Here is a 14354-nt window from a genome sequence, read left to right as displayed (position 1 = left end):
CTGCTCCACGACATCATGCGGGCCGAACCTGAGAGTTTGTTCAAAGACAGGGTCAGGACTGATCGAGCAGGCGCAGCTGTTCGGCCACGTCGAAATTCGCGCCGGGCCAGTCCAGGTTCAGGCCGGTGAGCGCGTCGATCAGTAGTTCGGTGACAGCCAGCCGCGAATACCATTTCTGATCGGCGGGCAGCACGTACCACGGAGCGTAATCGGTATTCGTGCGATCGAGAACGGCCTGGTAGGCCTTCTGGTATTCGGGCCAGAAGGCGCGTTCGGTGATGTCGGCCGGGTTGAACTTCCAGTACTTGTCCGGCCGTTCCAGGCGGGCGCGCAGCCTGCGCTTCTGCTCGTCGAGGGAGACGAACATGGCGACCTTCACGATCGTCGTCCCGGAATCGGCGACCTCCTTCTCGAAGGCGTTGATCCGGTCGTAGCGCTGCTCCCATTCCGACTGCGGTACCAGGCCGTGTACCCGAACCACCAGCACGTCCTCGTAGTGGGAGCGGTCGAAGACGCCGAGCTGGCCGGCAGTGGGCAGGCGCTTGCGGATGCGCCACAGGAAATCGTGCGCCCGCTCCTCCTCGGTCGGCACCCCGAAGGAGGCGTGGTCGACGCCCTGCGGGTCGACCGAACCGATCACGTGCCGCACGATGCCGCCCTTACCGGCGGTGTCCATGCCCTGCAGGATCAGCAGCACCCGGCGGTCACCACCGGTGCGTCCGTGCGCGAACAGCTTCTCCTGCAACACCGACAGCACCTCGCCGCGTTCGGGCAGCATCGACTTGCCAAGCTGCTTGCCGCCGAGGAAACCGGGCGTGGCCGAGGTGTCGATATCGGCGACGCGCAGTCCGTCGGCGCGCAGGGCGGTGGTGACGGGCTCGGTCCACAGTTTCGCCATCAGCCATGCCTACCACTAGTCGCGGCGCGTCTGCCAGCACGCCACCCCGGCGGGGTCGGCGATCTCGGCCCGGTGCACGTACACCGGGTCCTTGCCCGCGCGGCGCTGGGTGCGGTAGTCGGCGAGCAGCCGGAACGCCACCGCGCCCAGCGGCAGGATGGCAGTGAGGTTGACCAGGGCCATCACGCCCATGAAGACGTCGGCCAGGTTCCAGATCAGCGCCACCGAGCCGAGCGCGCCGCCGAACACCGCGACCAGCACCAGCACCCGGAACACGGTGAGCAGGCGCGGATGATCGGTGATGAACTCGATATTGGCGCGGCCGTAGTAGAAGTTTCCGATCATCGAGCTGAACGCGAGCATGAACACCACCGCGGTGAGCACGTGCCCGGCCCAGCTGCCGAGGGTGGTGTGCAGCGCGGTCTGGGTGAGGTCGGCGCTGTGCCGCTCGGACAGGTCCGGGTCACTGGTCAGGATGATGAACGCGGTGATGGAGCAGACGAGCAGCGTGTCGAAGTAGACGCCGAGCGACTGCACGAGACCCTGCTTCACCGGATGCGAGACATCCGCTGCCGCGGCGGCGTTCGGGGAGGAGCCGAGACCGGCCTCGTTGGAGAACATGCCGCGCCGGATGCCCTGGGTGACGGCCATGCCGATACCGCCGCCGACCACCTCCCGCAAGCCGAACGCCCCGCCGACGATATCGGCGAACACCCGTGGCAGATCGTCGAGATTCAGCGCGACCACGGCGATGCCGAGCAGCAGATACACCATGGCCATCACCGGGACCAGCACCTCGGTGATGCGGCTGATGCGGCGCACCCCACCGAAGATCACCAGGCCGAGCAGCCCGACCAGCGCCAGCCCGACCAGCGGCGCGAACCAGTCGCCGTCGAGCGCCGTGAGCGAGGCGCGGCTGGTGGCGACGATGGTGTTGGCCTGCACGGCGTTGAAGACGAAACCGAAGGTCACCGTGATGACCACCGCGAAGATCAGGCCCTGCCAGCGCCGGCCGAGACCGTGCTGCATGTAGTAGGCCGGTCCGCCACGGAATGTTCCGGGTTCGTGTTCGGGTCGCTTGTAGAGCTGGGCGAGTGTGGATTCCACGAATGCCGACGAGGCACCCAGGGTGGCCATCGCCCACATCCAGAACACCGCGCCCGGTCCGCCGACACTGATGGCGGTCGCGACGCCCGCGATATTGCCGGTGCCGACTCGCGCGGCCGCCGAGATGCTGAACGCGCCGAACGCCGACACCGACCGCTTGCCGTCCGCGGCGGGGGTGCCCTTCTCGGCGACCACCCGGAACATCTCCGGCAGGAACCGCAACTGCACGATGCCGGTGCGCGCGGTGAAATACACCCCGGCCACGATCACCAGTGGGATCAGCAACCAGTTCCAGAACACGTTGTTGATGTCGACGATCACCGAATTCAGCGTGTCCATGCCCGGCAGGCTACCGCCGGGCTACCGCGTGTCGGCTCAGGCGGGGCGGGTCGCCTCGACGTATTGCATGAAACGGTGCACGCGCTGGGTGATTTCGGTGAGCCCGGAGGTGGCGAACAGGGTGGGGAAGGTGTCGCGGTCGAACAGGCGAAGACCGCTCACGCCCGCGGCCAGGGTGCTCGCCTTGCCGAAGAGGTTGTCGTCGCGGTAACTGGTGGTGATGGCGATGCGACCACCCGGCGCGAGGACGCGGATCATCTCGCGGGCGGCGGCGATCGGGTCGGGGATCAGGTACAGGGCACCGAAACAGCAGACGGCGTCGAAGGTTTCGTCGGCGAAGGGCAGGGTGCGGGCGTCGCCGCGCACGTAGCCGACGCGCGGTCCCGCGTTGTCGGCGGCGGCGCGCGCCAGCATCGGCGCGGAGTAGTCCAGGCCGGTGACGAAGCCGTCGCCGCTGAGGTGTTCGCTCAGGTAACGCGTGAAATTGCCGGGGCCGCAGGCCAGATCGAGCACCTTCTCGGGTCCGCCCAGGCGCAGCGAGCGCACCGCGTCGCGACGGTCGTCGCCCGTGGTGCGGCCGCTGGCCAGGTAGAACAAGGTGGGACGCCAGGCGTGCTCGTAGATCGCCGCGAGCGCGGGCGCGTTCATGGCTTTGCGGGCCAGGTTCACTGCCGTGCGACCTCGATGGTCATGCCCGCCGCCCGCAGCCGCTCGGTGAGCGCCTCACCCATGGCCGACGCGGGGGTGAGAATGCCCGCGCGCTCGGGCAATTCGTCGAACGCCAGGCACAGACCGCTCTGGCCGAGCAGCACAGCGGTGGCCTGGTAGCCGGGGTCGCCGGTACCGGAGAACGTCGCCTGGTACTTGGCACCGGAACTGGTGCGGGCGAAGGTCTTCATGGTGAACCAGCCGCTGCGGCGGGCCTTTTCGTCCGGGCCGGTGCCCGGCTTGGGGAGGATACGGTCGAGCAGTTTGCGGCCGAGCGACACCCGCGACAGCACCGCGCCGGAGGTCATCCCGGCTACGATGCCGCCCGCGATACCCGCCGCGACCAGCGGGGCGGTCGCCGAGGTGCCCGCGTTCATCACCTCGCGATAGCGGAACTGCTTGCCGTAGGGCCAGCCGAGCAGGCCGTTGCTGCGGCGCACCACCTTGGTGTTGTGCGAGGCCATGATGAACGTGGTGACCCAGCCGTGCAGGCTCGGATCGATGCTGTCGGCGCGGGCGAGGGCCTGGTCGGTCTGCCTGCCGACATCGGGATCCATGCTGCGATCGGGGCTCAGCGAGTACGGGTGCGCCAGGATCTTCGCGCGCCCGGAATCGGCGGCGATGTCCTCCATCATGGCGCGCCCGGAGTCGATGGTTCCGCCACTCATCCCACCCTTGAGGTAGGCGACCAGCGTGGTGTCCTCCAGCTCGCCGGTGTTGTCGGCGACCGAGGCGCGGTAGATCTCGTACACGCTCAGATCCGACGGAATCGAGTCGTAGCCACAGGAATTCACGATCCTGGCGGCCGAGTCGACGGCGGTCTGCTCGAACTGCTCGATCGCATCGTGGATGAACAGCGGTTCACCGGTGAGGTCGGCGTAATGGGTGCCCGCCGCGGCACACGCGCCGAGCAGCGGCAGACCGTAGCGCAGGTACGGGCCGACGGTGGTGACCACGACCTTGGTGCGCTCGGCCATCGCCGCGAGCGAGGCCGCGTCCGTCGAATCGGCGACCACCAGATCCCACGACGCGGCGGCGGGGCCGAGCTCCTCGCGCACGGCGGCGAGCTTGTCGCGCGAACGGCCGGCCAGCGCGATCTTCGCGGTGGTGGGGGCGGCGGTGAGCAGGTACTCGGCGGTGAGTTTGCCGACGAAGCCCGTGGCACCGAACAGGATCAGGTCGAACTCGCGGTCTTGCGGCACGGAGGAGCCTTTCATCGGGTGGTTGCCTTGCGGGGGCGCGTCTTCTTCACCGGTTTCGGTGGGTGGGTGCGCAGCCAATCATGATGGGCGATGCCGAGTTCGGTGATCGGCGGCTCGTCGTAGAGCCATTCGCGGGCGATCGAATGCCAGTTGTTGGTCGCGTCGAGCTGGCCGAGCATGCCGAAGGTGAGGAAGTCGGCGCGGCGGGAGAACAGGTGCTCGGGCGGCAGATTCTGCTGCTTCATCCCGGTGAACTCGCTGGCCCTCGGGTCGACGGCGAGCAGGAACGCGCCGCTGGCCAGCTCCGGGGTGATGGTGAGGACCTCGTCGACGAGACACCACTCGGAGGCGGCGAGCACGTATTCGAGACACTCCTCGGCGCCGATCTCGTCGGGCGAGTCGATCACGCCGCGATCGATCATCAACTGGCGCAGGTCTTCCGAACGTTCCTCGGCGGCCGCGCGCAGGCACAGTTTCTCGAAGTGCACCAGTTTCGGGTCCATCCGGTTGAACAGGCCGAAATCGAGGAACGCCACCCGGCCGTCGGGCGCGAGCAGCACATTGCCCGGATGCGGGTCGCCGCAGAACTCGTTGAACGTGAACAGCGAACCCACGTAGAAGCGGTAGACGATCTCGCCGATCCGGTTGCGCTCGGAGTCGGGCAGCGTGCGCATCTCGTCGAAACCGGCGCCGTCGACGAACTCGCTCACCAGCACCCGGGTGGTCGACAACTCGGGCACCGCCGACGGAACGAAGATGAACGGGTGGTCGCGGTAGAGGTGCGCGATCTCGCTCTGCGTCGCCGCCTCGGCCCGGTAGTCGAGCTCGGCCTCCATATTGAGCTTCAGCTCGTCGAGCACGGCCGGGGTGATCCACGGCATGGCCGAGGCGAGCACGCGCCGGAACATGGTGAGGTTCTTCAGATCGGCGCGGACCGCCACGTCGACGCCGGGGTACTGCACCTTCACCGCGACCCGCCTGCCGTCGGCGAGCGTGGCGCGATACACCTGGCCGATCGAGGCGGCGGCGATCGGCTCGGGGTCGAACTCGGCGAACACGTCCTCCAGCGGGCGGCCGTAATCCTGCTCGATCACCGCGCGCATGTTCTCGAACGACACCGTCGGTGCCGCGTTGCGCAGGACGGCAAGACGCTGCTGGAACCGCTCGCGATGGTCCTCGGGGACCAGGTCCAGATCCAGCACCGACATCATCTGGCCCAGCTTCATGGCCACGCCCTTCATGGTGCCGAGCACCATGACCACCTGCTCGGTGGTCCGGATCATCGACTCTTCGGCCATCTTCGCGCGCACGGCCTCGGACCTGCCGCGCATCGACAACCGGGTCTTCTTGGAACGGATGACCGAACTCGCCGCCACCGCCCCCAGCTTCGTGCCACGGGCAAGCCGGGATGTCGGCACGTTCTTCGCCATCGAGGTACCTCCGTTGGTGCCGACGTGCACGCTGCCCGAACGCCTGACGGCGCACGGCAACCTCGCGGTGACACATGCCACAGCGCCCCGCTCGGTTCAGCGTAACCAACCGCGCGGCGATGTCGAGCCCGGGACGGCGATATCTGATATCAGCGCTGGTCAGGACTCCGGCAGTGGCGGTAGAACGTGTGTCTGCTCGGTGAAGACAGCGGGCGAGCCACCCGCGCGAGCGATGCCCTCGATCGCGCTCCAGGCCATCATCGTGAGGTAGTCGATGACGTCCTGACGCGGCATCGCCTTGTCGGTGGTTGTCCACCAGTGGGTGGCCAGCTGGATGCCGCCGACCAGCACATAGGACCACAGCATCGCGCCGTCGGTGCGGATGCCCTTGGCGCCTGCCCGGTCGATGAGCACGGCGGTGACCACCTCGGCGAACAGGCGCTCGAACTCGGCGAGCGAGGCATTGTCGCCGCTGCCGTTGTGCATGATGAACCGGTAGACCTCGGGGTCGTCGTCGACGGTCCCCACGTATTCGGTCATGGCGGCGCGCACCAGCTGGTACTCGTCGGCATCGAGGCTGATGGCGCCGTACACGCGCGGCAGCAGCGTGGTCTCGATGAAGCGCTGCATGGTGGCGTGCACCAGGTCGTTCTTGTCGGCGAAGTACCGGTACAGCACGGTCTTGGACACGCCGATCTCGGCGGCGATCTCGTCCATGCCCGCCTGCGCGCCGCGTACGCGGATGGCGTTGAGGGTGCCGTCGACGAGCTCCTCGCGCCGGTCGATCTTGTGCTGGCGCCACCGCCTCTTGCGGCCGTCGACGGGACCCGCGCCGCGCACGGCGGAACCCCGACCGGTCTGCTCGCCGATCTCGACAAGGTCTTCGGTGGACAGGACAGCCCCCTTGCGATCGATGTGGCGTCTCTCGCGATACAGCTTATGCCTGCCGATGTGGGGTGGCGCTCGTTTAGGCGACGTTGGGGGATTTACCACAGGCCGGCGTCGGCGCGGCGGCATTTCGCACAGCAGAATGGGGGCCATGGAGAAAGCTCCCGGCAACACGGCGGTACTCACGCCGCGCACCGCACCGGCGCAGCCCGCCGGGTTCGCGGATCTGACCGACGAGGCGGGCAAACGACGCGACCTGTTCAAGATGAAGGCCCTCGCCACCGGCTTCCTGCTGGTGGCGACAGTGATCTATCTGCTGTGCCGCTGGCTCGAGTCGCGCGGCGGCGGCGGCGCGTGGGTCGGTTATGTGCGCGCGGCCTCGGAGGCGGGCATGGTCGGCGCGCTGGCCGACTGGTTCGCGGTGACGGCGTTGTTCAAGCACCCGCTCGGCCTGCCCATCCCGCACACGGCGATCATCCGCAAGAAGAAGGACCAGCTCGGCGAGAGCCTCGGCGCGTTCGTCGGCACCAATTTCCTCGCTCCCGACGTGGTGTCGGCCCGGCTCGACGCGGCCCAGATCTCGCTGCGGGTCGGGCGGTGGATGGCCACACCGGCCAACGCGGCGCGGGTGGCGCAGGAGAGTTCGACCATCCTGACCGCCGTGGTCGGCGTGCTGCGCGACGAGGACGTCGAGCAGATCATCGACAACACCATCGTCAAACGCATCGCCGAACCGCAGTGGGGTCCGCCGCTCGGCCGGGTGCTCTCGGAGCTGATCGCCGACAATCGGCAGCTGCCGCTGATCGATCTGCTCGCCGAGCGGGCGCACCAGTGGGCGCTCGGTTCACAGGAGACGATCGACCGGATCGTGCTGCGCGACGCGCCGCAATGGGCGCCGAAATTCGTCAACACATTGTTGTCGGAGCGGATCTACCGGGAATTGGTGGAATTCACCTGGAAGGTGCGTTCGGACCCCGAACACGAACTGCGTCTGGCCGCCACCCGATTCCTGCAGGATTTCGCCGACGACCTGCAACACGACGAGGCCATGATCGCCAAGGCGGAAAAGGTGAAGGCCGAGATCATGGGCCGCGAACAGATCACCGGAATGGCGGAGGCCACCTGGCGTGCGGCCAAGCGATTGATTCTCGAGTCGGCGAACGACCCCGATTCCACGTTGCGACGCAAAGTGGCGGAGAATGTGCAACAGCTGGGTGAACAGTTGCGTGACGATCCGGCGATGCGTGCCAAGGTCGATGGGTGGATCGACCGGGGGGCGCGCTATCTGGTCGGTAACTACGCCGCCGAGATCTCGACGCTGGTGACCGATACGGTCGCCCGCTGGGACGCCGACGAGGCGAGCCGGAAGATCGAATTGCAGGTGGGGCGGGACCTGCAATTCATCAGGATCAACGGCACGGTGGTCGGATCGCTGGCCGGCCTGGCGATCTACACGATCTCGCAGCTGCTGTTCCACTGAGTCCGGGCGTTCGCCCGGTGGCTGCTAACTGTAGTGCTTGCAAGAGCTAGCACCCTGACCTAGTATTGACCGTACAACGCCAGAAGGTGAGTGATGGCAGACCAGCCCGAGAGCTTGACGCACGCGGCTCGAGATATCGGAGGGTTCATCAGGTCCCAGCGCGAAGCTGCGCAGGTGTCCCTGCGTCAACTCGCCGCCCTGGCTGGGGTGAGTAATCCGTACCTGAGCCAGATCGAACGCGGATTACGTAACCCTTCCGCCGAAGTACTCGCGCAGATCGCCAAGGCACTGCGGGTTTCTTCGGAGGTGTTGTATGTGCGGGCCGGATATTTGGAACAGCGCCCGCACAGCCCGGTCCGGGACGCCCTGCTGGCCGACACTTCGGTGACCGAACGGCAGAAACAGGTGTTGCTGGAAATCTATGAGTCGTTTCGCCGGGAAAACGGGGAAGAAACCGGCTCAGGGGGGAACGAACGGGACAGCGACGTTTCGTTCACGACAATTGACACTCCGCCACACCAGGAGAGCGAAGACTGATGACCGAGAAGACCGCTACCGTGACCAAGCCGCTGTTCGCCACCGTCGGCGCCGGTGATGCCATCTACACCGCCGTGAACGAGGTCGTCGCCGACGTCCGCGAGCGCGTCGCCACCACCGATGCCAAGGCCCGTGTCGAAGAGGCCCGCGAGCGCATCGCGAACGTGCCCGCCGACGTGCAGGCCCAGTTCGACACCATTCGTGAGCGCCTCGCCGGCCTGCCCTCGGAGCTGCCGGAGGACCTCGCCGAGCTGCGCGAGAAGTTCACCCCCGAGGAGCTGCGCAAGCTGGCCGAGCAGTACTACCGCCAGGCTCTCGACATCTACGCCGACCTCGCCGTGCGCGGTGAGGAGACCGTCGAGCGGTTGCGTGCCAACGAGGCCGTCGACGAGCAGATCGGTCGCGTCGAGTCCCTGTACAAGGATGCCTCCGCCCGCGCCGAGGAAGCCCTCGCCAAGGTCACCGACCTGCTGGGCCGTGGCAAGGAAGAGGCGCAGGCCGCTGCCGCCGAGGCCGCCGCTGTGGTCGAGGCCGAGGTCGTCGCCGTGACCGACGAGGCCGCCCCGGCCAAGGCTCCGGCCGCCAAGAAGGCGCCGGCCAAGAAGGCGCCCGCGAAGAAGGCCGCACCCAAGAAGGTGTAACCCTTCACCGCCGACAGCGGCCCCGCGCACCCCTGGTGTGTGGGGCCGCTGTTCGTATGATGGGGGTGTGAATCTGGTGCATGGAGTGACGGGGATGATTTTGCTGGTCCTGTGGCTGGCAGCCTTCGGTGCGACGGTGTTCGCGCTGATCCATGCCGTGCGTCAGCGGCCGGACGCGTTTACGGCCGTCGACAAGATGACCAAGCCGATCTGGCTGGCGATCCTGGCGGGTGCGCTGGTGTTCCTGCTGCTGGGGATCAGCGGGTTCGGCATGCTCACCTCGTTCATCGCGATCATCGCGACCGGTGTGTATCTGGCCGATGTGCGGCCGAAAGTCGACGAGGTGCAGCGCGGGCCGCGCTGGTAAATCGTCGCCGGACCCTCGCGGTCGAGCGCTCCCGGTGTTACTGTTTCTATGAGTAACACAAAGGAGTGTGTCGATGCGCGCAATGCTGCCCGCGACCGTGAACGACCTGGTCGATACCGTGACCACCAGGATCAAGGCCGGACTTGCCGCCCACCGGGCCGATTTGCGGACCCGCACCCACGGCGTGGCGGCCTTCGATCCGCCGACCGTCCCGCACGAGGTGATCCCCGTGGTCACCGCCGACGGCGCCCGGCTGCGCGTGCACGCCTACGGCCCGGTCGACGCACCCGTCATCGTGTTCGCCCACGGCTGGACCTGTTCCATCGAATACTGGAACGCCCAGATCAACGCCTTCGCCGGCGAGTACCGCGTGATCGCCTACGACCAGCGCGGCCACGGTGAGAGCACCAACGGCTACGCGCGCCCCAGCACCGACCTGCTCGCCGACGACCTGTGCGACGTGCTCGACGCGGCCCTGCTGCCCGGCCAGCGCGCGGTGCTCGTCGGTCACAGCATGGGCGGCATGACGCTCATCGCCTGGGCGGGCCGCTACCCCGAACGAGTCGCCGAGCAGGCGGCCGCCGTGCTGCTCACCAACACCGGCGCGCACTCGCTGGTCGAGGTGTCGACCATGGTTCCCGGTCTGAACAAGCCGCTGCGATTGCTCCGCGGCCGGGCCCTGCCCTCGCCCGACTGGCTCGGCAAGCTCATCCTCGGCACCCCGGTGGTGTTCCCGCCGATCGCGCCCGTGCGCTGGATCTTCGCCCGCCAGGTGATGACCCTGGACACCACGCCGGAGAAACTGAGCTACGCCCTGTCGGTGGTGCGTGGTTGCCCGATGATGACCCGCTCGCGCTACGGCCTGCTGCTCGCCGCGCTGCACCTGGGCGACGCCGCGAGCAACTTCACTGTGCCGACCACCGTGCTCGCCGGCGACCGCGACGACATGACCCCGACCATTCACGCCGAACGGCTCGCCGAACTGCTGAGCAAGGCGGGCACGCTGGCGAAGTTCAAGGTGCTGCCCACCGGCCACCTGGGCAATGTGGAGCGCTACGACCTGTTCAACCGGGAGCTGCGCGAGGTACTCGCCGCCGTCCGCGAGCCCGCACGCGCCTCTGCCTGAGGGCCTGCGAGGATGAGGGGATGAGTTCTGCCCCTGTGACCTCGGACGACCGTCGGTTCGTGTTGACGCTCGGCTGCCCCGACCGGCCCGGCATCATCGCCGCGATCTCCTCGTTCATCGCCGATTTCGGCGGGTCGATCGTGGAGGCCGGCTATCACTCCGACGGTGACATCGGCTGGTTCTTCACCCGGCAGGCGGTGAAGGCATCGACGGTGCCGTTCGGCATCGACGAACTGCGCACCCGGTTCGCGCGGGTGGCCGCGGAGTTCGGTCCCGAGACCGACTGGCAGTTGCACGACACCGGCGCCCGCCGCCGGGTGGTGCTGCTGGTGAGCAAGGACGGGCACTGCCTGCACGACCTGCTCGGCCGTGCGGGGGCCGGTGAGCTGCCCGCCACCATCGAGGCCGTCATCGGCAACCACCCCGACCTGGCCGCGATGACCGAGGCGCACGGGGTGAAGTTCCATCACGTGCCGTTCCCCAAGGACCCGGCCGAGCGCGGTCCGGCGTTCGAGCAGGTGCGCGAACTGGTCGACGTGCACGACCCGCACGCGGTGGTCCTGGCCCGGTTCATGCAGGTGTTGCCCGCCTCGCTGTGCGAGCACTGGGCTGGCCGGGCGATCAACATCCACCACAGCTTCCTGCCGTCGTTCGTCGGCGCCCGCCCCTACCACCAGGCCTACGACCGTGGCGTGAAGCTGATCGGGGCGACCTGTCACTACGTGACCGCCGAGCTGGACGCGGGCCCGATCATCGAGCAGGACGTGATCCGCGTGGATCACGCCGACGATGTGCCCGACATGGTCCGCCAGGGTCGCGATATCGAGCGGGTGGTGCTCGCCCGTGGCCTGCGCTGGCATCTCGAGGGCCGGGTGCTGGTGCACGGTCGGCGCACCGTGGTGTTCGAGTAGGCCTACAGGTCGTAGAACGGCGCCGGGTAGCGGAATTCGCCGGTGACCGCCGGGTCGTAGGCCGCCAGCGGCCGGACCTGGAAATATTCGGCCCAGTCGGCCTGGTCGGGGACGATGCCGCGGCGCGCGCCCGGCACGAAACCGAAGCGCGAGTAGTAGTCGGGATCGCCGACGAGGCCGACCACCGATTCGTCGAGCGCGTCGGCGGCGCCGAGCGCCGCGTGCACAAGGGCCGAACCGACGCCGGTCTTCTGATGATCCGGGTCGACGCCGAGCGGACCGAGGGCCAGCACCGGGAACGGGCCGATGCCCGCTCTGGTGAGGCAGATGTGCCCGACCACGGTGTCGTAGGCCAGCGCGACCAGCGACAGCGTCGGCATCCAGGATTCGTCGGCGCGTAGGGCGTCGACCAGCGCGGGCTCCGGTGGTTCGGTGACGGCTGGATCGCCCAGATAGTGCGGGGCGAAGGCGGCACGATGGATCGCGGCGATCGCCGCGGCGTCCGCAGGGGTCTCGCGACGAATCAACACGGTCCAAGTCTCCCGGATAGGGGTACGCGTGCGCAATGGACTTCTCTGCCGATATGCCAGACTCGCTGCTATGACGTCGCTGACCCGGGCCGACGTGGCCGCCATGATCGATCACACCCTGCTCGCTCCCGAGGCGACGCCCGACCAGGTGAACGACCTGATCGCCGAGGCCCGCAAACTCGGCGTGTACGCGATCTGCGTTTCACCGTCGATGCTTCCGGTGCGCGCGCCGGGGTTGGTGGTCGCCACCGTCGCGGGATTCCCTTCGGGCAAACATCATTCGCTGATCAAGGGTGCCGAGGCGCGCCTGGCCGTCGACAGCGGCGCGGCCGAGGTGGACATGGTGATCGACGTGGGTGCCGCGGTGGCCGGTGATTTCGCGGCGGTGCTCACCGACATCATCACCGTGCGCGAGGCGGTCGAGGACCGGGCCGTGCTGAAGGTCATCATCGAATCGGCCGCGCTCACCGACGAGGCGATCGTCGGTGCCTGCCGGGCCGCCGAGAAGGCCGGTGCCGATTTCGTAAAGACCTCCACCGGTTTTCATCCCGCCGACGGGGCCAGTGTGCACGCGGTGCGGCTGATGGCCGACACCGTCGGCGGCAGGCTCGGCGTCAAGGCCAGTGGCGGGATCAGGACCGCGGAAGACGCGGCGGCGATGATCGAGGCGGGCGCCACCCGGCTCGGGCTGTCGAAGTCGGCGGTCGTGCTCGACGGCTTTCCGGACTGATCAGCAGCGCAGCTCGGCGTCGCTGCGCCCGGAGCTCTCCAGGACGGTGCGGCCGCCCGAAAGGTGAACCACGACACCGTCATCGGTGACGTCGACCTTCTGGGCGCGCAGGCCGAGCGGGTAGCTCTGCAGGCTCTGGGTGAAGGTCTCGACGATGCCCTGCACCAGGTCGGTGGGCAGGCCGATGCCGAGCAGCTGCGCGGACTTGGTCTCCACCTCCACATTGCCGTCGCGGACCATCGGCTGCACCTGCAGCTGGGCCAGGCCGCCGAGCACGTCGAGGGTGAGTACGTCGCTGCTCGCCGAGGAGCTCACCCCGCTCACCATGGTGCCCAGGGTTTGGCGGATGCCGTCGTTGTTCCAGGTCACCTCGGCGCTCGAATTGCCGACGGTCGCGCCGCCGCGCCCACGATCGGTGAGTTCGATATCCTCGAACTTCGCGTGCACGACCATGCCGACGGCCGGGCCGAACTTGTTGTCCTCGCTGTCGATGCTCATCGACCCGACCTTGCCGTCGAGATAGGTGATGAGCATCGGTTTCGGACCGAAACTCACGTCGATGCTCGAGCCCATCTCCTGCTCGAACTGGCTGCTGATGCAGCGCGAGATCTGGTGGCGGGCATACGCTTCGGTCGCGACGATGGTGCCGACGAGGAGCACGGCGACCACGGCCAACGCGATCACCAGCGTGCGCCGACGGACCTTCGGGCGTTGGGGTGTCTGGGTGCTCATGACAGTCGATTCTTCCGGATTTTTCTGTGTCCGCTCTGAGGAGGCCATGAAGGCCTTCTTTCAATTTGTGATCTGTACCACTTCATGCGGCGTAGCATGGCTGGATGGCTGGCGAGGGAGCGCGCCGGATGGCGGGGACCACCGAACACCGGTGGCGGGTGCTGCGGCGCCTCGCCGGACGACACGCGGGGTTCTTCACCACCAGGCAGGTCCTGCGCACCGGTTGTGAGCTGCGGGTGCGGGCGGCGCTGGCCGACGGGTCGGTGACCAGATCGGGAGTCGGGATGCTGCGGCTGGCGCAATGGCGGCCCGGCCCGCTCGACGAATACGCGATGTGGGCGGCCTGGTTCGACGGTGCCGCCGTGGTGTCGTATCAGAGCGCGGCCGAACTGCACGGGCTCGGGCGGTTGCGGCCACGGTTTCTGCACCTGTCGGTGTCGGCGGGGCGGCCACCGGTGACGCCACGGCTGGTGCTCACCCGGCGCAAGCTCACCGTGGAAGCGACGGAATCGGCGGGATCGTTTCTGGTGACCACACCGGCGCGGACGGTGCTCGACCTGGCCGAAACCGAGATCGCGCAGTCGGCGCTGAACGAGGTGGTCACCGACGCGGTTGCCATCCATCGGTGTGACATCGACGAGATACGTTGGGGTGCGGAGCAATTGGCTCCCCGGGCGGCTGGCCGGATACGGCGGGCACTGCTCGCGGTCTGACCTTCTTCCGGCGGG

16 protein-coding genes are annotated in these 14354 nt (G+C 67.9%); 8 read left to right on the top strand and 8 right to left on the bottom strand.

What is annotated here, in order from left to right:
• Positions 1–52 precede the first annotated feature (52 nt).
• The 6 genes from AB0I19_RS18360 to AB0I19_RS18335 form a co-directional block, all read right to left on the bottom strand.
• The gene (locus AB0I19_RS18360) at positions 53–898 is read right to left on the bottom strand and encodes a polyphosphate kinase 2 family protein (RefSeq protein WP_357150234.1); all 846 of its coding nucleotides are present in this window, start codon (positions 896–898) and stop codon (positions 53–55) included.
• Positions 899–913: 15 nt separating this feature from the next.
• Positions 914–2344 carry an alanine/glycine:cation symporter family protein gene (locus tag AB0I19_RS18355; RefSeq protein ID WP_357150232.1) on the bottom strand — a complete coding sequence of 477 codons (1431 nt, stop codon included), beginning with the start codon at positions 2342–2344 and terminating at the stop codon, positions 914–916.
• A 36-nt stretch (positions 2345–2380) separates the two neighbouring features.
• A complete protein-coding gene (locus AB0I19_RS18350; RefSeq protein WP_067484801.1) occupies positions 2381–3013 on the bottom strand; it encodes a class I SAM-dependent methyltransferase in 633 nt (210 codons plus the stop codon).
• The gene (locus tag AB0I19_RS18345; RefSeq protein WP_357150230.1) at positions 3010–4269 is read right to left on the bottom strand and encodes a saccharopine dehydrogenase NADP-binding domain-containing protein; all 1260 of its coding nucleotides are present in this window, start codon (positions 4267–4269) and stop codon (positions 3010–3012) included. Before AB0I19_RS18345 ends, AB0I19_RS18350 begins: the two co-directional genes overlap by 4 nt.
• Positions 4266–5684, bottom strand: coding sequence for an AarF/ABC1/UbiB kinase family protein (locus AB0I19_RS18340; protein ID WP_357150227.1), 1419 nt, complete (start codon positions 5682–5684; stop codon positions 4266–4268). Before AB0I19_RS18340 ends, AB0I19_RS18345 begins: the two co-directional genes overlap by 4 nt.
• Positions 5685–5843: 159 nt before the next feature.
• Positions 5844–6524: a TetR/AcrR family transcriptional regulator gene (locus tag AB0I19_RS18335; RefSeq protein WP_084475774.1), complete on the bottom strand. Its 681-nt coding sequence runs from the start codon at positions 6522–6524 to the stop codon at positions 5844–5846.
• Between the two features lie 313 nt (positions 6525–6837).
• Between AB0I19_RS18335 and AB0I19_RS18330 the strand changes: the two genes are divergently transcribed.
• The 6 genes from AB0I19_RS18330 to purU all read left to right on the top strand — a co-directional run bounded on the left by AB0I19_RS18330 (position 6838) and on the right by purU (position 11634).
• Positions 6838–8052, top strand: coding sequence for a DUF445 family protein (locus AB0I19_RS18330; RefSeq protein ID WP_357150417.1), 1215 nt, complete (start codon positions 6838–6840; stop codon positions 8050–8052).
• A 93-nt stretch (positions 8053–8145) separates the two neighbouring features.
• Positions 8146–8589 (top strand): helix-turn-helix transcriptional regulator, encoded by a 444-nt coding sequence (locus AB0I19_RS18325; RefSeq protein ID WP_067484807.1) that lies wholly within the window; start codon positions 8146–8148, stop codon positions 8587–8589.
• Positions 8589–9230: a heparin-binding hemagglutinin gene (locus AB0I19_RS18320; RefSeq protein ID WP_067641943.1), complete on the top strand. Its 642-nt coding sequence runs from the start codon at positions 8589–8591 to the stop codon at positions 9228–9230. The genes AB0I19_RS18325 and AB0I19_RS18320 overlap by 1 nt, the downstream gene beginning before the upstream one ends.
• A gap of 94 nt (positions 9231–9324) precedes the next feature.
• Positions 9325–9597, top strand: coding sequence for a DUF2516 family protein (locus AB0I19_RS18315; RefSeq protein WP_067485839.1), 273 nt, complete (start codon positions 9325–9327; stop codon positions 9595–9597).
• 73 nt (positions 9598–9670) lie between these two features.
• Positions 9671–10723, top strand: coding sequence for an alpha/beta hydrolase (locus AB0I19_RS18310; protein ID WP_357150223.1), 1053 nt, complete (start codon positions 9671–9673; stop codon positions 10721–10723).
• 20 nt (positions 10724–10743) lie between these two features.
• A complete protein-coding gene (gene purU / locus AB0I19_RS18305) occupies positions 10744–11634 on the top strand; it encodes a formyltetrahydrofolate deformylase (protein ID WP_357150220.1) in 891 nt (296 codons plus the stop codon).
• Positions 11635–11636: 2 nt separating this feature from the next.
• Here the strand turns inward: purU and AB0I19_RS18300 are convergent, their stop codons facing one another.
• A complete protein-coding gene (locus AB0I19_RS18300) occupies positions 11637–12164 on the bottom strand; it encodes an N-acetyltransferase (RefSeq protein WP_225278474.1) in 528 nt (175 codons plus the stop codon).
• A gap of 70 nt (positions 12165–12234) precedes the next feature.
• On the opposite strand from AB0I19_RS18300, the gene deoC reads away from it, so the two are divergent.
• Positions 12235–12894 (top strand): deoxyribose-phosphate aldolase, encoded by a 660-nt coding sequence (deoC, locus tag AB0I19_RS18295; protein ID WP_357150217.1) that lies wholly within the window; start codon positions 12235–12237, stop codon positions 12892–12894.
• Here the strand turns inward: deoC and AB0I19_RS18290 are convergent, their stop codons facing one another.
• Positions 12895–13626: a DUF2993 domain-containing protein gene (locus tag AB0I19_RS18290; protein WP_357150214.1), complete on the bottom strand. Its 732-nt coding sequence runs from the start codon at positions 13624–13626 to the stop codon at positions 12895–12897.
• 104 nt (positions 13627–13730) lie between these two features.
• On the opposite strand from AB0I19_RS18290, the gene AB0I19_RS18285 reads away from it, so the two are divergent.
• Positions 13731–14339 carry a hypothetical protein gene (locus AB0I19_RS18285; RefSeq protein WP_357150211.1) on the top strand — a complete coding sequence of 203 codons (609 nt, stop codon included), beginning with the start codon at positions 13731–13733 and terminating at the stop codon, positions 14337–14339.
• The last annotated feature ends 15 nt before the right edge of the window (positions 14340–14354 follow it).

It is taken from the genome of Nocardia sp. NPDC050413, from assembly GCF_040655475.1.
Classification (GTDB): domain Bacteria; phylum Actinomycetota; class Actinomycetes; order Mycobacteriales; family Mycobacteriaceae; genus Nocardia; species Nocardia coubleae.
This window is presented reverse-complemented; position numbering and strand designations above follow the sequence as displayed.